Below are 20,564 nucleotides of genomic sequence, written 5' to 3'. Positions count from 1 at the left end.
GGCTTGTCTTGTGGGTCTTGTGGGTGCGAGGCGGAGATCATTTTGTTTCTGGCAAGCCGTGGTGGCGGCCTAGTACCGGTGTTGTACTCGGCCGACGCGACGGCGTAGTCCAGGGGCGAAATGAGCCCGCCGTAGCCCCGCAGTGATCCACCAGACACGCCCTAGGGGCCCCGCCGAAGTGGCGGGGCCCCGTCGCGCCGGGTCAGACGATGACGACGGCCGGAATGGAGAAGACGAGTTCGGCGAGTTCACGTGGCGTCAGTCCGGGCTCGGCGTCCGGGATGGACGGCTCGCCGGGCTCCATCGGCTCGGGTGCGATGTCCTCGACGACGACGGCGTTGCCGTCCGGCAGGTAGACGATCACTTTGCTGGAGCGGCTGGGCGGGCTGGAGTCGTTGGGACGGTGCGTGTCGAGGAGGATCTCCTGGACCCGTTCGCCGTTGGGACCGGTGGACTCACGGCAGGTGTAGTCGGCCTTCCAGCCGTCGCGGCCCTGGCCCGACCAGAAGTAGTCCTCGCATCCGCTGCTCAGGTAGCGCCAGTCGGAGGCGCCCGGCACGGCTCCGGGGATGGACTTCACGCCCTCGATGTAGGAGCCCTTGGGGAAGTACTCGATCCGGATGCCGTCGGGCCGTTTCACGCCGTCGAAGTGCAGGTTGACGTTCCACAGCTCGTACATCGGGCGCTGGTAACCCTGCAGTTCGCCGCGGCCGAAGGCGCCGGGTTCCGTGGCGACGTTCTCGGCGAGGCCGTCCACCCGGCGGGTGAAGGGGCCGAAGTTCGCGGATGTGGCCGCGCTGGTGACCCCGGTGTCCATGTCGCTGGTGAACAGTTCCGCGCCATCGATATTGGACAGTGCCTGGTACCAGGCGCCGGTGAGCGCCCTGGTCGCCGGGTTCTGCTCGACCGAGCCGACGGTGGCCCAGAACCATTTCTTGTCAGGATCCGGCTGGGGCAGCGGGAAGGCGCTCTGTGTGAGAGGAAAGGAGGGGGCGGCCGACTCCGACGAGCTCGTGGACGGGGAGGCCGCCGGGTCGGCCCGGTCTCCGCCGGCCCTGCCGGCCAGCTGGAAGACCAGCCCGGCGGCCAGCGCCACGATGACCACGGAGGCCGCACCGGCGGTCAGCGAGCGCCTTCGGGTCTCCAAGCGGCCTTTGCGGACCAGGCCGTCGGCGGTGATCGCGGTCGGCGGTGAGGCGGTGTCGAGTTCACGGTCCAGCGAGGAACCGAAGTCGCGCGTCATGATGGAGCTCCTTCGAAAGGTACGAGGGCCTCTTCCGTCAGAAGACCGCGCAGGGTGGACAGACCCCGCATGGTCAGGTTCTTGACGGCACCGGTCGAGCAGCCCATGATCTGCGCGGTCTGCTCGATCGGGAGGTCTTCCCAGTAACGGAGGACGACGGCGGCGCGCTGCCGCTTGGGGAGCCTCATCAGCGCCGAGGTGAGCACCATCCGCTCGTGCGGGCCGTGATCGGTCGAGGCGCGCTCGGGCATCCGGTCGGAGACGTGCACCCGGCGAAACCACACGAGGCGGTGCTCGTCGATGAGCAGGTTGACGATGATCCTTCGCACGTATCCGTCCACCGACGAGCGCTGCGCGCGCTTCCACGCGTGGTACAGCCGCAGCAGCGCCGTCTGCACCACGTCTTCGGCCCGATGCCAGTCACCGCAGCACAAGTACGCGAAGCGCCGCAGCCTCTCTGTTCGTGTGGCCACGAACTGGCGGAACTCGGCTTCCTGCTCGGATCTCATGCGGGCCCCATCATCCGTCGTCGTTGTCGCCCGTACCTACGAGGATCGACGCTTCGAAAGTCACGCGAAGCGGCCCCCCGCCTTGAGGACAGGGGGCCGCGTGGCCGAGGGCGATGTCAGTCGAGCGGGACGGCGGCCAGCGCGGAGGCGATCGCGGTGAGCTGGTCGAGGTCGAGGGCGGAGCCGCTCAGCCCCGTGTCGGGCCCCGCCGGTGAACCGAGACCAGAGAGCATCACCGCGTCACCGGCGGCGGTGTAGACGACGACGGTCCGCCTCAGCCAGCCCGCACCGGCACCCGTTCCCGGGCCGGGCCGTACTTCGGCCTCGGCGCGCAGCAGTTCCTCGCCGGACTCCAGGGCCGTCCTCTCACAGGTGTACTCGACCCGCAGGTCGGCGCCGGAGTCGACGTCCGGCAGGTCCCAGTCGACGCAGTACGGCTCGACGTAGGGGTCGACAGGATAGGGCACGTCCTTGAAGGACCGTTCGAACGGCGGCTGCCGCAGATAGCTTCCGGAAGGAAGGACACGCACGTCCAGCGACATCGCCGCGGTACCGGGCGTGGACACCATCAGGTAGATGTCGTGATCGAAGGTGTAGACGGGCACCTGCGGTCCGACCCGGTCCTCGTCGGGCTCGTCGTGCCGGGGATCGGTGTCGTCCCAGAGCTGCGCTTCGAGGCGGTGCAGCGACGGGAAGTCCTCCGGCTCCAGGTAGGGCGTGTTGCCGCTGAGGCCGAACTCGAAGCCGTCGATCGCCGACAGAGCGCCCCAGAGGGCCTGGGTCATCGCGACGCTCTGCGGGGTCGTCTCCGGTTCGCCGTACTGCCACCAGTACGTGGCCTTTGGGGGCAGCGACGACAAGTCCCCCGCCGTGTCGGTCCCGCCCGGGCCGCCGACCACCAAGCCCGCGGCCACCGTGATCGCGGCGAGTGCGGCCAGGGCCGACAGCGCGCCGCCGAGCCGCCGTCGGCGGATGCTGCGGCGGCCCATCGCCGCGATGGCGGGGCCGTCGAGCGGTTCGGGCGGGACGGTCTCGTCGAGTTCGGCCTCCACCATGGAGCGGAAATCACCGGCGGTCATGCTCGGACTCCTTCGATCTCGGGCAGTTCACTGTCGGCGAATTCCTCGCGCAGGCGGGCCAGCCCGCGCATGGTCAGGTTCTTCACGGATCCGCTGGAGCAGCCCAGGATCCGGGCGGTCTCCTCGACCGACTGGTCGTCCCAGAAGCGCAGGACGATCGCGGCTCGCTGGCGGCCGCGCAGCCGGAGCAGGGCGGCGACGAGGGTCACCCGGTCGACGGTGCCGTCGGGGCGGGAGGGTATCTCCGGGGGTTCGCCGGTGACGCGCTCGCGGCGAAAGCGCAGGCGGCGCTGCTCGCTGATGAGGATGTTGACCACGACCTTGCGGGCGTAGGCGTCCACTGTGGCCGGACGTACGCGCGGCCAGGCCCGGTAGAGGCGCAGCAGCGCCGTCTGGACGGCGTCCTCGGCTCGATGCCAGTCACCGCAGCACAAGTAGGCGAAACGGCGCAGGCGCTCGCCGCGCCCGGCGACGTACTCGCAGAACTCGGCGTCCCTTTCGGGGGTCATGAAGGCTCCCGGCTGTCACGGACATTGTCATCGGGGGATACGCCGCGACGGGGGTGGGAGGTCACGTGGGCGTGGAAAGGCCCCGCGCGCCGGGGGCGGGCGGGGCCGGGAGGGCTACTTCACGGGTACCGGTGGGATGCCGAGGGCCAGGTCGAGGAGGTCTTCGCCGGTCAGGACGAAGTCGCCGCCCTGGCCATCGATGATCCCGACGTCCTCGCTGAGCGGCGTGAGGCTGTCGGAGACCACGACCGCGGTCCCGTCGGTCCGGAAGAGGGCCACCTGCCGCCGGCTCGCGACGCCGGATGGGCGTGCCATCGAGTATTCGACCGTGGCGACCGCTTCCCCGTTCGGACCGGTGGAGTTCGTGCACGAGTAGCTGAGGACGTTCGGGTCATCGTCCATGCCGGCGCATCCGTGTACGACATATGGCGCCTGCTCCCAGTCGCTGCGGCTGTCCACCTCGCCGACTCCGGGCAGGAAGGACCCCTTGGCGTGGACCTCCACCGACAGCTCCTCCGGCCAGACGCCGTCGGCGAATACGAGGGCGACGCTCCCGCCCGAGTACAGCGGTGCCAGGTACTCGCCGCTGTCCAGTGGCCTGAAGAACCCCTCGGGGTCGCTCGGGTAGGTGACCGCGAGAGCGCGCCACGACCGCAGGACATGGTCGTAGTTGTCCTCGGCGAGCGGCTGCCACGGACTGGTGGGGTCCTCGCCCTCGTAGGAGTAGGCGATGGCACCGTCGATCGCCAGAACGCTCTCCAGCCACGCCGCGGAGATCGCCTCGGTCTCGGGGGTCCGCGACGCGTCTTCCCGTGGGAACCACACGTACATGCCGGCGGGATCGAGCTCGGGCAGCGGGAACTCCGGCTGGTCGACGGGCGGGTAAGGCGGGCGGGCCGCGTCCGGATCGACCGACCCCGGCAGGAGACCGGGAACCACGAGGACCGCCGCCACCACCGCCGCGAGGCCCGCCATGACCGCTCCGCCGCCGAAGAGCCGCCGGCGCACGCGCACTTGCCGTCCCTTGTGGATGATCGACTCGCCGGTGATCGCCGACGGCGGCGTCAGCTCGGCGAACTCCGCGTCGAGGGAGCGGCCCAGTTCGCTGGTGGTCATGTCGTTGCCCCTTCGATGTCCTGCACTACCGCCTCGGAGAGCATTTCGCGCAGCCTGGCCAGGCCGCGCATGGTCAGGTTCTTCACCGATCCGCTCGAACAGCCCAGGATCCGGGCCGTCTCCTCGACGGACAGGTCCTCCCAGTAGCGCAGCGCGATCGCGGCCCGCTGCCGCTCGGGCAGCCGCAGCATCGCCCGCACGACCGTCAGCCGGTCGCCGGTGCTCTCGGCGATGTCGCGCGATCCGAGCTCCGGCAGGACCTCCGACGGCCGCTCGCGGGTGAACCACAGGCGCCGGTGCTGCGCGATGAGAATGTTGACGATGATCTTTCGTGCGTAGGCGTCGACCGAGCGCGTCGGCCGCCCCCAGTTCAGATACAGCCGCACCAGCGCCGACTGCACGGCGTCCTCGGCTCGATGCCAGTCACCGCAGCAGATGTAGGCGAACTGCCGCAGCCGGGCCGAGCGCTCGGCGACGAAGTCGCCGAACTCGGCTTCGTGTTCGGGTTTCATGTACACCGCCCCTTCGCCGATACAGATGCGATGGGACGGGCAAGGGTCACGCGGCGAGCGCCGGGAATCCCGGCGCGGCCGGCCTACCCCTTGTCGGAGGCGGTGTTGTGAATGCCCAGGATCGCGATGTCGTCCTTGGGCGCATCGGGCGAGAAGTTCATCGTGATCGCCTTGAGCCTCGACGTCACCACCGCCGCCGAGTGCCCGGCCAGCGGCGTCACCGCGCGACAGACGCCCCGCAGCCCGAACATCACGTCACCGTTTCGCCGCTCGGTCACGCCGTCGGTGTAGAACAGCAGCGAGTCGCCCGGCGCCAGCGACAGCTCGGTGATGGTCACCTTCACCTGCTCCAGCAGCCCCACGGCCGTGCCCTCGATGCCGACGAACTCGCACTCGCCGACCTTCTTGAGGTGCAGCGCCCGCTCGTGCCCCGACAGGCACATCTCCACGTGCAGCTCCTCGCCGCGCCGTTCGATCATCGCGGTGATCAGCGTGGCGTAGCGGCCCTCGTCGGGCTGTTCGAGCAGCGTCCGGTTGAGCAGTTCGATGATCCTCGGCAGCGGAAGGCCCTGCCGGGCCAGCGCGCGCAGGACGTCTCGCACGACGCCGGTCACGGCGGCGGCCTGCGGGCCCTTGCCGCACACGTCGCCGGCGGAGACGAGGAAGCGGCCGGGCTCGACCTCCAGGACGTCGTAGAAGTCGCCGCCGACGTCGGTGCCGGTGGAGGCGGGGACGTACTCGGCGGCGAACTCGATGCCCGGCGGGCTGGGCAGCGCCGCCGGGAGCAGCGCCTGCTGGAAGGCCTGGGCGATGCGCTGGCGCTCGGCGTGGATGCGCGCGTTGTCGAGGGCCAGCGCGGCGCGGCGGGCGATGTCCTCGATGACGGTGATGTCGTCGGGCGCGTGCAGGCGGTCGACCGGGCGGCCGAGGGTCAGCACGCCGAGGACCTTGCCGCGTGCGCTCAGCGGGACGGCCACGCCTTCGAGCGGGCGCGTCAGCGGGACCGTGAGTCCCAGCTCGACGGTCTCCTGGAGGCGTTCGATGAGTTCGGAGTCGGGCCCCGACAGCAGGCGCTTGACCACCGGCCACTGGGACTCCTCGCGGTGCGTCCCGGCGGCGGGCTTGAGCTCGCCCCACTCGTCGGCGACCCACAGGGTGCACCACTCGCCGAGCCTGGGGACCATGATCTGCGGCACGAGCGCGAGGGTCAGGTCGACGTTGAGGGACTGCGCGAGCAGTTCGCTGGCCTCGGCGAGGAAGGTCAGCCAGGAGCGGCGGCGCACGTCGGCGGCGCGCAGGCGGTCGGCCTCGATGGTCAGGGCCATCCGGTCGGCCGACAGGGAGGCCAGCGACACCCAGGAGCGCTCGGCGTAGGACTCGGGGTAGAGCACCAGGCGTCCCGACAGGGGGCGCGCCATGGTCAGGGGCACCGTCACGGCCCCGATGGGGTCGGTGTCGGGTACCTGCCCGTATCGCCCGATCTGCTGGTCGCCGGATCCGTCGCCCTCGTCGAGCCACACCGCGCCGCCGGCGGCGCCGGTGACCTCGCAGAGCCTCAGCAGCAGCTCCGAGACCAGCTGGGGCAGCGTCAGGCGGCTGCGCAGCTCGTCGGGGACGCTGACCAGCCAGGCGATGCGCTCGGCGGCGTCCTCGGCGGCGACGGGCTCCACGATCGAGGTCGCGGGGGCGACGGGCGCCACACCGATGTGCGGCTGCGGCGTCGAGCGCGTGCCGTGCTCCAGGCGGAACCAGACGCCCTTGCCGGTCGCGTCGTGTGTCGTCCCCCACGCGGTGGCGAAGCGGTCCACGAGGAGCAGCCCACGCCCGTGCTCGGCCATCTCGTCGGGTGGTTCGGTGGACAGCGGTTCGAGCGGCCCGCCGCGGAAGTCGGTTACGGTTACGGTGACGCCGTCGTCATCTGCCGTGACCTCAACGTCCAGGTCGGTGCCGGCGTGTACCACGCCGTTCGTCGACAGTTCGGTGGTCAGCAGCATGGCCTCGTCGAGCAGGTCGGTGAACCCGGCCTCGACGAGCACCTCGCGCACGAGGGCGCGTGCCGCCGCCGGCGACTGGTGGTCGGCCGGTAGGCGAAGACGTCGTCGAGCATTTACGGACACAGCTTGCAGTGTCCCCCATGCGCAATCAAAGATAGAAACACCCCACCGAGGTTCAACCGCAGCGAGGCGATCGATGACAACTGTCAAAGCGCCACAAGTACGACGCGATGAGAACGAAGAGGTCCTGACCGTCCTCGCCGAGGCTCTCGCGCGCGTGGAGAGCGGCGACTTCAGCGTCCGCATTCCGCGTGGTCACGGGCTGGGCGGAGAGGTCATCGACCGCTTCAACTCGGTCGTGGCCAAGCAGGACACGCAGGTCAGGGAGCTGACCCGGATGAGCCGGGTCGTCGGCCGCGAGGGCCAGATGACCGAGCGCTTCGCCGAGGAGCACCTCGACGGAGGCTTCCGGGAGGCCGCGCAGGCGGTCAACTCCCTCATCGACGACATCGTGCGCCCGACCGCCGAGATCTCCCGCGTGATCGCCGCGGTCGCCGAGGGCGACCTGTCGCAGCGCGTGTCGCTCCAGATCGACGAGAGCCGTCCCCTCAAGGGCGAGTTCCTCGAACTGGCGCGGACGGTGAACAAGATGGTGGAGCTGCTGCGCGGCTTCGCCGTCGAGGTGACGCGCGTCGCCCGCGAGGTGGGCACCGAGGGCAAGCTGGGCGGCCAGGCGGCCGTACCCGGCGTGTCGGGAACGTGGAACGACCTCACGGTCTCGGTGAACCTCATGGCGTCGAACCTGACCGACCAGGTGCGCAACATCTCGCAGGTGGCCACGGCCGTCGCGAAGGGCGACCTGTCGCAGAAGATCACCGTGCTGGCGCAGGGCGAGATCGCCGAGCTGGCCGGGACGATCAACTCGCTGACCGACACGCTGCGGGTCTTCGCCAACGAGGTCACACGTGTGGCCCAGGAGGTCGGCACCGAGGGCAAGCTGGGCGGCCAGGCGGCCGTGCCCGGCGTCGCCGGGACGTGGAAGGACCTCACCGTCTCGGTGAACTCCATGGCCTCCAACCTGACCGACCAGGTGCGAAACATCGCCCAGGTCGCCACCGCGGTCGCCACCGGCGACCTGTCGCAGAAGATCACCGTGGTCGCCCAGGGCGAGATCCTGGAGCTCAAGAACACCGTCAACACGATGGTCGACCAGCTGTCCGCCTTCGCCGACGAGGTCACGCGTGTGGCCCGCGAGGTGGGCACGGACGGGAAACTAGGCGGCCAGGCGAAGGTCACGGGCGTCTCGGGCACCTGGCGCGACCTGACCGAGAACGTCAACCAGCTCGCGTCGAACCTGACCGACCAGGTGCGAAACATCGCCCAGGTCACCACGGCGGTCGCCAAGGGCGACCTGTCGCAGAAGATCACCGTCGACGCCCAGGGCGAGATCGCCGAGCTGAAGAACACCGTCAACCGGATGGTCGACCAGTTGTCGTCCTTCGGTGACGAGGTGACACGAGTCGCCCGCGAGGTCGGTACCGAGGGCAAACTGGGCGGCCAGGCGCACGTGCGGGGCGTGTCGGGGATCTGGAAGGACCTCACCGACAACGTCAACCTCATGGCGTCGAACCTGACGGCCCAGGTCCGCAACATCGCCCAGGTGGCCACCGCGGTCGCCAAGGGCGACCTGACGCAGCAGATCACGGTGAACGCGCAGGGCGAGATCGCCCAGCTGAAGAACACCGTGAACAAGATGGTCGACCAGCTCTCCGCCTTCGCCGCGGAGGTGACGCGAGTCGCCAGAGAAGTGGGCACGGAGGGCAAGCTCGGCGGTCAGGCGCAGCTGCGCCGGGCGGCCGGCACCTGGCGCGACCTGACCGACAACGTCAACCTCATGGCCTCGAACCTGACCAACCAGGTGCGAAACATCGCCGACGTCGCCACCGCCGTGGCCAAGGGCGACCTGTCGCAGAAGATCACCGTCGACGCGCAGGGCGAGATCCTTGAGTTGAAGTCGACGGTGAACCGGATGGTCGACCAGCTGTCTTCCTTCGCCGACGAGGTGACCCGGGTGGCCCGCGAGGTGGGCACGGACGGGAAACTCGGCGGCCAGGCGCACGTGCACGGCGTGTCGGGGATCTGGAAGGACCTCACCGACAACGTCAACTCGATGGCCTCCAACCTGACCGACCAGGTGCGAAACATCGCCCAGGTCACCACGGCCGTAGCCGAGGGCGACCTGTCGCAGAAGATCACGGTCAACGCCCAGGGCGAGATCGCGCAGCTCAAGAACACCGTCAACAGGATGGTGAGCCAGCTGTCGTCCTTCGGTGACGAGGTCACGCGCGTGGCGCGCGAGGTCGGCGTCGAGGGCAAGCTGGGCGGGCAGGCGCAGGTCGAGGACGTCTCGGGCATCTGGAAGGACCTGACCGACAACGTCAACCAGCTCGCGCGGACCCTGACCAACCAGCTGCGGGCGGTCGCCGAGGTGTCGACGGCGGTGACGCGCGGGGACATGACCCAGCGGATCACCGTCGACGCGCAGGGCGAGGTCGCCGAGCTGACCGGCAACATCAACCAGATGATCGAGGCGCTGCTCGACACCACCGTCAAGAACGCCGAGACCGACTGGATGAACTCCAACCTCGCGCGCGTGTCGGAGCTGCTCCAGGGGCAGCGCGACATCGGCGAGGTCTGCCGCATGATCATGACCGAGGTGACGCCGCTGGTGGACGCCCAGGTCGGCGCGTTCTTCCTGATGACCTCGGGCAAGAACCAGCCCAAGCGGCTGGTCCTGACCTCCTCCTACGGCTACGTCGGCCCCGACACCGACCTGGTGTTCGCGCCGGGCGAGTCGCTGGTCGGCCAGGCGGCGACCTCGCGGCGGGCGATCCGCCTCAAGGACGCCCCCAGCGACTACCTGGTGGTCCGCTCCGGTCTCGGCCGGGCGCGTCCCGCCGACGTGGTCGTGCTGCCCGTCCTGTTCGAGGGCGAGCCGCTCGGCGTGATCGAGTTCGGGTCCCTCAACGCCTTCTCGGCGCTGCACCTGAACTTCCTCGACCGCCTGGTCAACACCATCGGCATCGCGCTGAACACGATCCTGGCCAACCGCCGCACCGAGGAGCTGCTGACGGCCTCGCAGAAGCTGGCGCAGGACTTCCGCGACCAGTCGGAGAAGCTCCAGCGCGCCAACGAGGAGCTCCAGGAGAAGGCGCAGCTGCTCACCGAGCAGAACCAGAACATCGAGCTGAAGAACCGCGAGATCGACATGGCCCGCCTGGGTCTTGAGGACAAGGCGCGCCAGCTCACGCAGGCCTCGCAGTACAAGAGCGAGTTCCTGGCCAACATCAGCCACGAGCTGCGCACGCCCCTCAACTCGCTGCTGTTGCTGGCCCGCCTGCTGGCCGAGAACGCGGAGCGCAACCTCTCGGCGAAGCAGATCGAGTTCGCGCGCACGATCCACAACGCCGGTTCGGACCTGCTGGTCCTCATCGACGACATCCTCGACCTGTCGAAGATCGAGGCCGGGCGGATGGCGGTCGACCCGAGGCCGCTGGCCGTCGACGAGATCGCCGGCTATGTCGAGCAGGCCTTCCGGCCGCAGGCCGAGGAGAAGGGCCTTGAGTTCTCCGTCGAGCGGGCGCCGGGCGTGCCGGACACGGTCGTGTCGGACGCGCAGCGGCTCCAGCAGATCCTGCGCAACCTCGTGTCGAACGCGGTGAAGTTCACCGACACCGGCAAGGTCTCGCTGACGATCGCACCGGCCCCGGCCGGGATGATCTTCGGTGCGCCCTCGCTGGACACCGCCGAGACCGTCTACGGCTTCATCGTCAGCGACACCGGCATCGGGGTCCCCGACGAGAAGCTGGCGCTCATCTTCGAGGCCTTCCAGCAGGCCGACGGCACGACCAGCCGCAAGTACGGCGGCACGGGCCTGGGCCTGTCGATCTCGAAGTCCCTGGCGCGCCTCCTCGGCGGCCTGATCATGGTCGAGAGCCAGCCGGGCAAGGGCAGCACCTTCACGCTGTTCGTGCCCGACGTGCTCACCGCCGACAAGATCCAGGTCACCGACGAGCTGGGCACGGTCCAGCCGGTGCAGATAGCGCCGAACCGGTCCCGCCCGATCCTGCGCCAGGCGGGAAACAAGCAGGAGCGGCGGGCCACGCCCAGCGCGCAGGTCCTGGAGAACGCGCGGGTGCTCATCGTCGACGACGACGTCCGCAACGTCTTCGCGCTCACCAGCGCGCTGGAGCTGCACGGCATGACGGTCCTGTACGCCGACAACGGCGCCGACGGGATCGGCCTGCTGACCGAGCACGGCGACATCGACATCGTGCTGATGGACTCGATGATGCCCGACATGGACGGCAACGAGACGACCCGCGAGATCCGCCGGATCCCGGAGTTCGCCGACCTGCCGGTGGTGTTCTTGACCGCGAAGGCCACGCCGGGCGACCGCGACGGCTCGCTCAAGGCCGGTGCCTCGGCGTACATCACCAAGCCCGTGGACCTCGACGAGCTGCTCGATCTGATGGCCTACTGGGTCGAGGGCGGCGACAACGCGCTGGCGCCCGCCGTCCACAATGACGAGGTGCTGGAGGGCGAGATTGTGGACGGGAACGTCCGAGACGGGCGGGAGTCGCGGTGAGCAGCCCGAGAACGGCGAAGATCCTGCTGGTCGACGACCGGATGGAGAACCTGGTCGCCCTGGAGGCGATCCTCCAGGGCCTGCCGGTGGAGCCCGTCGCGGTGACCTCCGGCGAGGAGGCGCTCAAGAAGCTCCTGGTCGGTGACTTCGCCGTCATCCTGCTCGACGCCCAGATGCCCGGCATGGACGGCTTCGAGACCGCCGCGCACATCAAGCAGCGCGAGCGGACCCGGCACGTGCCGATCATCTTCCTGACCGCCGTCGACCGCGACGCGCACCTGGCGTTTCGCGGGTACGCAGCCGGCGCGGTCGACTACATCACCAAGCCCTTCGACCCGTGGGTGCTGCGGGCGAAGGTGTCGGTGTTCGTGGAGCTGTGGGGCCGCAAGGAGCAGCTGGGCGTGCAGGCGGCGACCGTCCGAGCGGTGCAGGCGGAGAACGCACGCCTGCGCGACGCCATCGAGGAGGCGCGGTCGGTGCTGCGCGGCGGTGGTGACGGCGGGGTCGAAAAGGCCGTGGAACTGCTCACCCGGGCGGGTGAGTGACCGCGGACCCCGCGAGAGTCGGCATCGTCCGTTAGGCTTGCCAACGTGGTACGCCCGGAGCTAGACATCTCCGTGCGCCAGGATTCGGGTGACACGATCGTGGCGTTGCGCGGCGAGATCGACATTGGGACGGTCTCGCGTCTCACCGATGCCGTCGAGAACGCCCTCACCGACCCTCCGGACAGGTTGATCCTGGACATGCGGCAGGTGACCTTCTGCGACTCGCAGGGCCTCGGCACGCTCGTCGTGCTCAACAGGGCCGCGACGAGGGCGCGGACCCGGCTGGTGCTGGCCAATCTCGGTGACTTCCTGTCCCGCCTGCTGAACGTGACGGGGCTGCGGCAGGCCTTCGTGATCCAGGACGGGGACAAGGGGTAGCCCGGCGCGGGAGAGTTCCCGCGCGTCGTGCCCCCGGGCGACCGGGTCGCTTGCCCGTGCCCGAAACCTTCCCCGAACAAGTCCGGTCCTCCACCCAACCCTTCCGCCGCAGCCTGCGTTTGACAGGTGAAGAACGGGAGGATCGGATGGACCGATACGAAGGTTTCCGCGAGTTCGTGCTCGCGCGGGGACCAGCGCTGTCACGCACGGCCTATCTACTCTGCGGCAACCACGCCGGCGCCGAGGAACTCGTGCAGGAGGCCCTGGCCAAGACCGCCTCGCACTGGCGGAGGGTGCGCGACGGAAACCCCGAGGGCTACGTCCGGCGCACGATGGTCAACCAGCACACGTCCTGGTGGCGCAAGTTCGGCCGCCGGGAGCGTCCCTACGCCGACGTCTCCGAAATGGTCGGCGGGCGGCCCGACTCCTCGCACGCCACCACCGAGCGGCTGGTGCTCGTCACCGCCCTGGCCGCGCTGGCACCCAAGCAGCGCGCGGCCATCGTGCTGCGCTTCTACGAGGACCTCTCCGAGACCGAGATCGCCGACGCCCTCGGTGTGGCCAACGGGACGGTCAAACGCAACATCCATGACGGGCTGCGCCGCATGCGCGCCCTCATGCCCTCGATCGACGACATCGAACTGGAGGCGACGACGTGAACCTGCACGACGAACTCGGCGGCCTCGCTGACCAGGCGGGCCCCTACACCGACCCCGACAAGGCCCTCGCGACGGCGAAGCGCCGCAACGCGCTCAAGCTGACACTGGCGCCCCTGGCCCTCGTCCTGGCCGCGGCGGCGGCCGTGCCCTTCGCGCTCAGCGGAGGCGACGGCGGCGCGACGCCCGCCGCGAGCGGCTCGGCTGACACGGGGGCGATGGCGATCGGCGTCGACTACGTGACCGAGGACGGGAAACTGGTCACCGCCACCGGCCCGGACTTCCAGCTGGAGGGCTGGGAGAACGGCGGCGAGGTGGCACGCGTCCCCGCCGGATGGCTCGTCACGAGCTACGACAAGGTGAGGACCTCGCCCGACGAGCCCGCGGGCCTCTATCTCCTCAAACCGGACGGGACGATCGTGCAGACCGATGTGAGGCCCTTCGACTCCTCGCTGACCATCTCCCCTGATGGAACGATGTTCGCGTTGCGCACGGGTCTGATGAAGGGCGAGTTCGCGGTTTATCGGGTCGACGACGACGGCGTCGAAAAGTTCGCCGCGGCGCCGATGACGAACGTGAACGCCCTCGCCGGCTGGCTGGGCGACGAGCTGACCTTCTACCACGCCGACGAGTCCGACGGCAGCGAGCAGGCCGTGGTGAGCTGGGGCGTGTGGGACCCGGCCGGTGACGAACCCTTCGTCACCGAGTGGTACCCGGGTTCGCCGGACCTGACCGGCACGCTCGACGGCACGATGACCTTCTGGGACGAGCGCCCCGGCAACGAATGGTGCATGGTCCGCGCCGACGGCGACACCGGCGATGAACTGGGCCGCCGCTGCGACCTGGCCATGTCCATCGGGGTCACCATGTCCCCCGACGGCCGCTACGGGGTCGGCTCGGTGAAGGACCCCACCGACGAGAACGCCCCCGAGATGTTGATCTTCGAGACGGAGATGCTGTTCGACGACGTCGCCTCGCAGCCGATCGTCGCCTGCGGCGCGACGGGCTACGGCGACACCGTCTGGCTCGGAGACGTCGCCTACCTCACCGACGGCGTACGCATGAAGGTCACGGCCTGCGATGTCGACGGCAACCTGATCGAGACCGCCGAGTTCGACACCATGATCAGTCTCGTCCAGGCCTACGGCGAGGTCTGACCCCCACCACCGAGGCGCGCTCCCCGCGGGGGAGCGCGCCTTCCTCGCGCCTACTCCAGCCGCGCCAGGTTCAGCGCGTGCCACTTCAACGTCTCCTCGTCCCCCGTCGACCACCACACCGTCGCTCCCCGCGCGCGCACGATCCGCGCGTCGGAGGCCACCAGCAAGGTCTTCCCGCTCACCTGGTCGAAGATCAGCAGCGGCTGCCCGTCGGCGTCGGCGGCCGACACGTCGAGCAGCACCTCGAAGCGATCCAGCAGCATCGGGTCGGGCACGGCCGCACTGGTGCGCTCGTCGGCGATGCGCCGGCGCTGCGACCCGTCGGTCCGCATCAGTTCGGTCCCCCCGGGCCCGGCCATGCCCAGCGCCAGCACCCGGCACCACACCGGCGTACAGGTCGCCAGCGCACCGGTCTCGACGGGAATCACGGTCGTGTTCTCCGCGGCCATGTCGGCCAGCAGCACGCCCTCACCGGCCGCACCGCCGTTGCTGACCGCGTAGGGCCAGGCGCTCCAGGCGAACTCGCCCTCCAGTGTCACCGTCGTGGTCTCGCCGCCCGACAGGGGATGCGAGCGCAGCTCGGTCGCCGGCGCCGACCCCCTGGTGCCGGCCGCCCAGTGCACACTCCCGCCGGCGATCTGGAGGTCGTACTGGGAGCCGGTGAACAGCGCGTCGCCGGTGTCGGCGGTGACGCGGACCGCCTCGGCCTCGGCGAGCCCGGCCGGCGCGGTCCAGATGCCCGTACGGGCCACGCCCTTGGCGTCGGGAACGGTCTGCGTCCACACGATCCGCTCGTCGTCGGCGGCCACGGCGGTGAAGCCGGGCGCGTCGTCGGCGCTCAAGGTCGCCAGCTCGCGGGCCTCCTCGCCGGGGGTGTAGACGACGAGCCGGACGCGCTCTCCGTCGGGTGTGGGCGCGGTGGCCACGACGGTGAGCTCGTCGAGGTAGAGCAGTGGCGTGAAGGGCGTGCCGTCGAAGAAGGTGCCCAGGAACTCCGCGGGAGTCGTGCCGGGCCATTCCTCGGCGACGGAGCGAACGGCGGGACCGACGGGGGAGCCGGTGGGCGTGCGTTCGGGGATGGGGAGCGCGATCCACACAGCAGCCGCCGCGAGGGCCAGGACGAGGGCCGGTGACGGGCGGGTGAACAGGCGCGAACCCATGGTCAGCGGCTGTTGCGCTTACTGCGCCGCCGCAGCGCGAAGCCGCCGGCGACCGCGCCCGCGACGGCCCCGGCGGCGATCGCCGTCGGAAGCGCGAGCATGGCGGCCTTACGCCCGGAGCGGAAGTCCTTGATGGCCCAGCCGCGCTGGCGGGCGGTGCGGCGCAGCACCGTGTCGGGGTTGACCGCGACGGCGTGGCCGACCGCCGAGAGCATCGGCAGGTCGTTGGAGGAGTCGCTGTAGGCGGAGCAGCGGGCCAGGTCGAGGCCCTCGACGGAGGCCAGCGCGCGGACCGCGTCGGCCTTGGCGGCGCCGTGCATGATGTCGCCGATGAGGTGGCCGGTGTAGATGCCGTCCTTGATCTCGGCGACGGTGCCCAGAGCGCCGGTCAGGCCGAGGCGGCGGGCGATGATCTCGGCGAGCTCGACCGGGGTCGCGGTGACCAGCCACACGCGCTGGCCGTCCTCGCGGTGCCGGTGGGCGAGTGCGCGGGTGCCGGCCCAGATGCGTTCGGCGATGAGCTCGTCGAAGATCTCCTCGCACAGGTCGACGACCTCGTCGACCGGGCGGCCGGCGACGAAGGCGAGCGCCGACTCCTTGATGTCGGCGATGTGGCCGTGGTTCTCCTTGCCGTGCAGGCGAAAGCGCGCCTGCTGCCAGCCGAAGCGCATCAGGTCCGAGGTGCGGAAGAAGCGCCGGGCGGCCAGTCCGCGGGCGAACCAGTAGATCGACGCGCCCTGCATCAGGGTGTTGTCGACGTCGAAGAACGCCGCCCCGGTCGCGTCGGTGACCGGCGGCGGGTTCTGTACGTCGAGTGCGTTCACCATTCGAGGGTAGTGCCTGCCGGTGACGAGACGGAAAACCGTGTTCAACCGCCGAGCAGTCCGGAGAGGATGCCGCCGAGTTGGCCGAGGAGGCCACCGCCGCCGTCGTCTTGATCGGAGGTGTCGTCGGTTCCCGGTGTGCCGGTGGGTCCGGCGGTCGGCGACTTGGTCGGTTCGGCCGCCGGGTCCTTGGTCTCGTCGTCTTCGTCCTTGGGCTTGTCGGCCGGATCGGCGTCGTCGGCCGGGTCGTCGGGACGGGAGTCGCGGCTGGCCTGCAGCTCGCTCTCGTCGACGGGGGCCGGCGTGTGCGACGGGTCCGGCAGGGCCGAACAGGACAGTGGGACGGGGCCCAGGGTGTCCACCTCGGCGTCGCCGGAAGCGGTGCACAGCAGGGAGAAGCGCAGCTTCTCGGAGCGCTGTTCGACCTCGTCGAGCAGGCCGAGGGAGTCGAGGGCCCGCGAGCGGGTCTCGGCCTCGGTCGAGGCGACGAAGTCGACGAGTTCCACGCGGTGGGTCTCGACGAAGGTGTCGATGGCGTCGAGGACGCCCTCGTCGGTGCGTTCGACCGACGCGCCGGTGAGCAGGGAGACGCCCTGGCGGGTCTCGTCGTCCATGTCGTCGAGGGTGCGGTCGACCGACGCCGGGTCCGTGGCGACCGAGGCCGCCTCGTCGAGCCGGTTGCGGGCGAACTCCAGGTAGAGCTGACCGCGGTTGACGTCGGATCCGGCGAGTGCGAGCTGCGCGCGCTCGGTGGAGCGCTTCACGTCGTAGAGCGCGTCGCCGGGCATGGCCTGGCCGCTGGCGGCCGACATGCCGGACAGCGCGAGGATGCCGAAGACGACCGTCACGCCGACGGCGAGGCGTCGGCCTCCGCGTGCGGGTGCGGGCGCTTCGGGCTTGGCGCGCGGGATGGCGTCCGGGCCGGTGGCCGTGTCGCCGATCCCCTGAACGCTCGCGACCGCCATGAGGCGTCCGCGGAGCTTGGCCCGGAAGGCGTCGTCGGTGCGGACGCGGGCCGTCTCCTCGGCCAGTCCGGTGATGGTCGTGGCGACCTCCACCAGTGGCGCGAGGTCGTGGTCGTGGGTGGACTTGATGTGCTTGCGAGGCGCGCCTTGCGTCTCGTCCAGGAGTTGCGCGAAACGTTCGGCTCGGGCTCGTCCAAACGGTCCTGGCGTCATTGCACACCCCCTCTCGCCGCTTGTATCCGATTCAACGCGGACAGGCCTCTTCCGGTTACGGCCAACGCGCTAAGGGTGTGCTCACTCACCCTGGACAGCCGGGCGAAGTGTCGGACATCTGACGAATATTCATGGTTTTCGAAGCCTTGGGCATGCATGAACACCACGGGGGCACGGCCCCGGACTGGGGTCATCGTCCGAACCCTTCGGGCAGCAGACGGCCCAGCGTGCGCACGGCGCGGTACTGGAGGGCCTTGATGGCGCCCTCGTTCTTGTTCATCGCGCGGGCGGTCTCGGCGACGGAGAAGCCCTGGAGGAAGCGCAGGACGATGCACTCCTGCTGCTCGGCGTTGAGCTCCTTGACCGCTTCGAGGAGGGTCGCGTTGGTGATCTTGTCGACGACGGCCGTCTCGGGGTTGCCCTCGGGACCGGACTCCTCCTTGTCGGCGTCCAGGACGTCGGCGGTGGCGACCTCAAGTCGGTAGCGGCCGGACTTGAAGTGGTCGGCCATGAGGTTGCGCGCGATCGTGACCAGCCAGGCGCCGAAGTCGCGGCCCTGCCAGGTGAAGCTGTTGATCCGCTTGAGCGCCCGCAGGAAGGTCTCGCTGGTGAGGTCCTCGGCCAGGTCGCGGCGGGAGACGCGGAAGTAGATGTAGCGGAAGACCGTGTCGATGTAGCGGTCGTAGATCTGGCCGAAGGCCTCGGTGTCGCCGGCCTGCGCACGACGGACGAGGTCCCAGATCTCGGTGCCGCGGACGGGGTCGTCGCCGCCGGTCTCGGGACCGCCGGTGCCGGGTTCCTCGGCGGCCTTCTCATCGGTGCGGCCGCGGGCCACGGGTGCGATCCTGCCGCGAGTCGGTGGTGAGGCGGCCTCCGATCCGGTGGCCGCGGCCGGATCGGCGTGGATCGTCGCCGCCAGCATGTGACGCATGGCGGCCAGCCCATTGGAAAGGGCGAGCCTGGCCATGTGCAGCTCGTCGGTGACAACATGCGCGGAACCGGGCACTTACCTGCCTCCTCGGGTGAGGGGTTTGTCGGGACCCAAGGTCACGGGGGTGCCGACCCGGATCATGATAGGGCCTGACCCACCGAACTGTGCGGACTTAACTACACAACGCAGAGATTGTGTCCCGAGAGTAGTCATGATCGGAACGGACAGTTTGTGCGATTAATGTTTGAGTCCTCACCCGGTTGAGTGACGGTACCCCTTTTCACCTGCTCTCCAAAACCCTTGACGGGAAAGGAATATCCGAAGTGGGCTCACAAATCGGCGAGTCGCGCGTCGTACTTCTCACCACGGCGGGATGCCACTTGTGCGTCGAAGCGCGAGTCGCACTGGATCGTGTGTCGCGACGCACCGGCGTGTCGTGGTCCGAAGTGGACGTGGCCGCCGACGAGGCCCTCCGCCGCGAGTACGCCGACCGTCTGCCGGTCGTCCTGCTCGACGGCCGCGAGCACGGTTACTGGCGTGTCGAGGAGGACCGGCTGGTCGCCGACATAAGCCGGTGAACTCGTCGGATGCCGCGGGTAATCTCTTCGGATGACGACGCGCCACCTGGTCTGGGACTGGAACGGGACCCTTTTCAACGACATCGACGCGGTGGTCCAGGCGACCAACGACGTGCTCACCGGAGCGGGCGGGAACGCCGTGACCACCGACGAGCACCGGGACCGATTCAAGCGGCCCATCGCCGACTACTACTCGCTCGAACTCGGCCGCACGGTGACCGCCGAGGAGTTCGTGCTCATGGACCGCATCTTCCACCAGTCATATGAACGGCACCGACTGGCGTGCAAACCCGCCGCCGACGCCCGCGACGCCATCGCCGCGTGGGGCGGAACGCAGTCATTGCTGTCGATGTGGCACCACGAGAACCTGGTGCCCTTGGTCGACCAGTTCGGACTAACCGCTCTGCTTAACCGCATCGATGGATTGCGCGGAGCCGGCGGCGGTCCCAAGCAGCCCCATTTGGAGGCGCACCTGGCCGCCATCGGCGTCGAGCCCTCGACGGTGGTGCTGATCGGCGACTCGGTCGACGACGCCGAGGCCGCGCTGGCCGTGGGCGCCGCGGCGGTGCTGTACACCGGCGGGTTCACGTCGGAGGTGAAGCTGCGGGCCGTCGGCGTGCCGGTGGCGGCGACGCTGCTGGGGGCGGTGGAACTGGCGGGGTCGAGCGGGGTCTGAGAAGGAAGGCGCTGGTGACGGTGCCGCCGGAGTGAAGCGCGTGAGGTGACGCCGTGCGCTCACTTCGGGCCGTCTTCGCCGTCGAGCGATCGGGCGGCCGCCTCCTCGACCGGACGCCCTGTGGCCGCCGGGTCACAACGGCATGAACCTCCCGCCGTTCACGTCCAGCGTCACCCCCGTGACGTAGCTGCTCGCCTCGCCCGCGAGGAACAGCACCGGCTCGACCAGCTCGCGCAGCTCGGGCATCCGCCCCAGCGCGATCTCGCCCCGCACGGCCGCCTTCTCCTCCTCCGGCAGGGCCTCGAACATCGCCCCGACCCGGTCGGTCAGGAACAGCCCCGGCGCGACGGCGTTCACGCGCACGCCGTCGGGGCCGACCTCGCGCGCGAGCTTGCGCACGAGTCCCCCGATCGCCGCCTTCGCGGCCGCGTAGACGACGCCCGTGACCGGAGAGGGCTGCCGGCCGCCGATCGAACCGCAGGCCACGACGGCGCCCTTCGACTCGCGCAGGTACGGCAGTGCGGCGCGGCAGGCGTACAGGGTGCCCTTCACGTTGACGTCCAGCACTCGGTCCACATCGGACGACGAGACCTCGGCGATGCCCGGCGGGGTGCCCAGGGAACCGCCGGCGAGGCACACGAGCACGTCGAGGCGGCCGTAGCGGTCGGCGACCTCGGCGCAGACCAGCTCCAGGGCCGCGGGATCGGTGACGTCGACGGGGTAGTCGCCGCCGGCCGGATCGACCGTGGCGACGATGGCGCCCTCGGCCTCGAACCCGGCGCGCAGGACCCGCCCGATGCCGCCGGCGCCGCCGGTGATCAGCACGGCCCGCCCGTCGAAGCGCTTACTGTTGACGACCGTCATTCATGCA

General features: G+C 69.9%; 19 protein-coding genes. 7 read left to right on the top strand and 12 right to left on the bottom strand.

Annotated features, from left to right (window positions below; translation table 11 throughout):
* Positions 1 to 202: 202 nt before the first annotated feature.
* The 7 genes from AB0I28_RS20595 to AB0I28_RS20565 all read right to left on the bottom strand — a co-directional run bounded on the left by AB0I28_RS20595 (position 203) and on the right by AB0I28_RS20565 (position 7,085).
* Positions 203 to 1,243 (bottom strand): hypothetical protein, encoded by a 1,041-nt coding sequence (locus AB0I28_RS20595; RefSeq protein WP_357495511.1) that lies wholly within the window; start codon positions 1,241 to 1,243, stop codon positions 203 to 205.
* Positions 1,240 to 1,752, bottom strand: a complete 513-nt coding sequence (locus AB0I28_RS20590; protein ID WP_357495508.1) for a SigE family RNA polymerase sigma factor — start codon at positions 1,750 to 1,752, stop codon at positions 1,240 to 1,242. Before AB0I28_RS20590 ends, AB0I28_RS20595 begins: the two co-directional genes overlap by 4 nt.
* A gap of 116 nt (positions 1,753 to 1,868) precedes the next feature.
* Positions 1,869 to 2,831 carry a hypothetical protein gene (locus AB0I28_RS20585; RefSeq protein ID WP_357495506.1) on the bottom strand — a complete coding sequence of 321 codons (963 nt, stop codon included), beginning with the start codon at positions 2,829 to 2,831 and terminating at the stop codon, positions 1,869 to 1,871.
* Positions 2,828 to 3,340 carry a SigE family RNA polymerase sigma factor gene (locus tag AB0I28_RS20580; RefSeq protein ID WP_357495504.1) on the bottom strand — a complete coding sequence of 171 codons (513 nt, stop codon included), beginning with the start codon at positions 3,338 to 3,340 and terminating at the stop codon, positions 2,828 to 2,830. Before AB0I28_RS20580 ends, AB0I28_RS20585 begins: the two co-directional genes overlap by 4 nt.
* A 114-nt stretch (positions 3,341 to 3,454) precedes the next feature.
* The gene (locus tag AB0I28_RS20575) at positions 3,455 to 4,456 is read right to left on the bottom strand and encodes a hypothetical protein (RefSeq protein ID WP_357495502.1); all 1,002 of its coding nucleotides are present in this window, start codon (positions 4,454 to 4,456) and stop codon (positions 3,455 to 3,457) included.
* Positions 4,453 to 4,968, bottom strand: a complete 516-nt coding sequence (locus tag AB0I28_RS20570) for a SigE family RNA polymerase sigma factor (RefSeq protein ID WP_357495500.1) — start codon at positions 4,966 to 4,968, stop codon at positions 4,453 to 4,455. The genes AB0I28_RS20575 and AB0I28_RS20570 overlap by 4 nt, the downstream gene beginning before the upstream one ends.
* An 83-nt stretch (positions 4,969 to 5,051) precedes the next feature.
* On the bottom strand, positions 5,052 to 7,085 hold the full coding sequence (locus AB0I28_RS20565; RefSeq protein WP_357495498.1) for a SpoIIE family protein phosphatase: 2,034 nt from the start codon (positions 7,083 to 7,085) through the stop codon (positions 5,052 to 5,054).
* Between the two features lie 73 nt (positions 7,086 to 7,158).
* Between AB0I28_RS20565 and AB0I28_RS20560 the strand changes: the two genes are divergently transcribed.
* The 5 genes from AB0I28_RS20560 (at position 7,159) to AB0I28_RS20540 (ending at position 14,346) form a co-directional block, all read left to right on the top strand.
* Positions 7,159 to 11,610: a HAMP domain-containing protein gene (locus AB0I28_RS20560; protein ID WP_357495496.1), complete on the top strand. Its 4,452-nt coding sequence runs from the start codon at positions 7,159 to 7,161 to the stop codon at positions 11,608 to 11,610.
* Positions 11,607 to 12,155 carry a response regulator gene (locus AB0I28_RS20555; protein ID WP_357495494.1) on the top strand — a complete coding sequence of 183 codons (549 nt, stop codon included), beginning with the start codon at positions 11,607 to 11,609 and terminating at the stop codon, positions 12,153 to 12,155. Before AB0I28_RS20560 ends, AB0I28_RS20555 begins: the two co-directional genes overlap by 4 nt.
* Before the next feature lie 45 nt (positions 12,156 to 12,200).
* The gene (locus AB0I28_RS20550) at positions 12,201 to 12,533 is read left to right on the top strand and encodes an STAS domain-containing protein (RefSeq protein WP_357495492.1); all 333 of its coding nucleotides are present in this window, start codon (positions 12,201 to 12,203) and stop codon (positions 12,531 to 12,533) included.
* Between the two features lie 146 nt (positions 12,534 to 12,679).
* On the top strand, positions 12,680 to 13,192 hold the full coding sequence (locus AB0I28_RS20545; RefSeq protein WP_357495491.1) for a SigE family RNA polymerase sigma factor: 513 nt from the start codon (positions 12,680 to 12,682) through the stop codon (positions 13,190 to 13,192).
* On the top strand, positions 13,189 to 14,346 hold the full coding sequence (locus tag AB0I28_RS20540) for a hypothetical protein (RefSeq protein WP_357495489.1): 1,158 nt from the start codon (positions 13,189 to 13,191) through the stop codon (positions 14,344 to 14,346). The genes AB0I28_RS20545 and AB0I28_RS20540 overlap by 4 nt, the downstream gene beginning before the upstream one ends.
* A 50-nt stretch (positions 14,347 to 14,396) precedes the next feature.
* On the opposite strand, the gene AB0I28_RS20535 is transcribed toward AB0I28_RS20540, so the two are convergent.
* The 4 genes from AB0I28_RS20535 to AB0I28_RS20520 all read right to left on the bottom strand — a co-directional run bounded on the left by AB0I28_RS20535 (position 14,397) and on the right by AB0I28_RS20520 (position 18,514).
* A complete protein-coding gene (locus AB0I28_RS20535) occupies positions 14,397 to 15,506 on the bottom strand; it encodes a hypothetical protein (protein ID WP_357495487.1) in 1,110 nt (369 codons plus the stop codon).
* A gap of 2 nt (positions 15,507 to 15,508) precedes the next feature.
* Positions 15,509 to 16,330, bottom strand: coding sequence for an HAD-IB family hydrolase (locus tag AB0I28_RS20530; RefSeq protein ID WP_357495485.1), 822 nt, complete (start codon positions 16,328 to 16,330; stop codon positions 15,509 to 15,511).
* Between the two features lie 44 nt (positions 16,331 to 16,374).
* Positions 16,375 to 17,508: a DUF5667 domain-containing protein gene (locus tag AB0I28_RS20525; RefSeq protein WP_357495483.1), complete on the bottom strand. Its 1,134-nt coding sequence runs from the start codon at positions 17,506 to 17,508 to the stop codon at positions 16,375 to 16,377.
* 190 nt (positions 17,509 to 17,698) lie between these two features.
* Entirely contained in the window at positions 17,699 to 18,514 is an 816-nt protein-coding gene (locus tag AB0I28_RS20520) for an ECF subfamily RNA polymerase sigma factor, BldN family (protein ID WP_357495481.1), read from the bottom strand.
* A 260-nt stretch (positions 18,515 to 18,774) separates the two neighbouring features.
* Between AB0I28_RS20520 and AB0I28_RS20515 the strand changes: the two genes are divergently transcribed.
* Complete coding sequence (locus AB0I28_RS20515; protein ID WP_357495952.1) at positions 18,775 to 19,017, top strand: glutaredoxin family protein; 243 nt, start codon at positions 18,775 to 18,777, stop codon at positions 19,015 to 19,017.
* A 31-nt stretch (positions 19,018 to 19,048) separates the two neighbouring features.
* On the top strand, positions 19,049 to 19,693 hold the full coding sequence (locus AB0I28_RS20510) for an HAD hydrolase-like protein (RefSeq protein ID WP_357495480.1): 645 nt from the start codon (positions 19,049 to 19,051) through the stop codon (positions 19,691 to 19,693).
* Positions 19,694 to 19,825: 132 nt separating this feature from the next.
* Here AB0I28_RS20510 and AB0I28_RS20505 read toward each other — a convergent pair whose 3' ends face one another.
* On the bottom strand, positions 19,826 to 20,557 hold the full coding sequence (locus AB0I28_RS20505; protein WP_357495478.1) for an SDR family NAD(P)-dependent oxidoreductase: 732 nt from the start codon (positions 20,555 to 20,557) through the stop codon (positions 19,826 to 19,828).
* Positions 20,558 to 20,564: the final 7 nt, after the last annotated feature.

It is taken from the genome of Phytomonospora sp. NPDC050363 (assembly GCF_040655735.1).
GTDB lineage: Bacteria > Actinomycetota > Actinomycetes > Mycobacteriales > Micromonosporaceae > Phytomonospora.
The sequence above is the reverse complement of the archived record's forward strand: the minus strand, read 5'-3'. Positions and strand labels throughout refer to the sequence as shown.

Coding starts and splice junctions, on each gene's coding strand:
- AB0I28_RS20595 (WP_357495511.1), bottom strand. CDS start 1,243: ATGACGCGCGACTTCGGTTCCTCGCTGGACCGTGAACTCGACACCGCC.
- AB0I28_RS20590 (WP_357495508.1), bottom strand. CDS start 1,752: ATGAGATCCGAGCAGGAAGCCGAGTTCCGCCAGTTCGTGGCCACACGA.
- AB0I28_RS20585 (WP_357495506.1), bottom strand. CDS start 2,831: ATGACCGCCGGTGATTTCCGCTCCATGGTGGAGGCCGAACTCGACGAG.
- AB0I28_RS20580 (WP_357495504.1), bottom strand. CDS start 3,340: ATGACCCCCGAAAGGGACGCCGAGTTCTGCGAGTACGTCGCCGGGCGC.
- AB0I28_RS20575 (WP_357495502.1), bottom strand. CDS start 4,456: ATGACCACCAGCGAACTGGGCCGCTCCCTCGACGCGGAGTTCGCCGAG.
- AB0I28_RS20570 (WP_357495500.1), bottom strand. CDS start 4,968: ATGAAACCCGAACACGAAGCCGAGTTCGGCGACTTCGTCGCCGAGCGC.
- AB0I28_RS20560 (WP_357495496.1), top strand. CDS start 7,159: ATGACAACTGTCAAAGCGCCACAAGTACGACGCGATGAGAACGAAGAG.
- AB0I28_RS20545 (WP_357495491.1), top strand. CDS start 12,680: ATGGACCGATACGAAGGTTTCCGCGAGTTCGTGCTCGCGCGGGGACCA.
- AB0I28_RS20535 (WP_357495487.1), bottom strand. CDS start 15,506: ATGGGTTCGCGCCTGTTCACCCGCCCGTCACCGGCCCTCGTCCTGGCC.
- AB0I28_RS20525 (WP_357495483.1), bottom strand. CDS start 17,508: ATGACGCCAGGACCGTTTGGACGAGCCCGAGCCGAACGTTTCGCGCAA.
- AB0I28_RS20510 (WP_357495480.1), top strand. CDS start 19,049: ATGACGACGCGCCACCTGGTCTGGGACTGGAACGGGACCCTTTTCAAC.
- AB0I28_RS20505 (WP_357495478.1), bottom strand. CDS start 20,557: ATGACGGTCGTCAACAGTAAGCGCTTCGACGGGCGGGCCGTGCTGATC.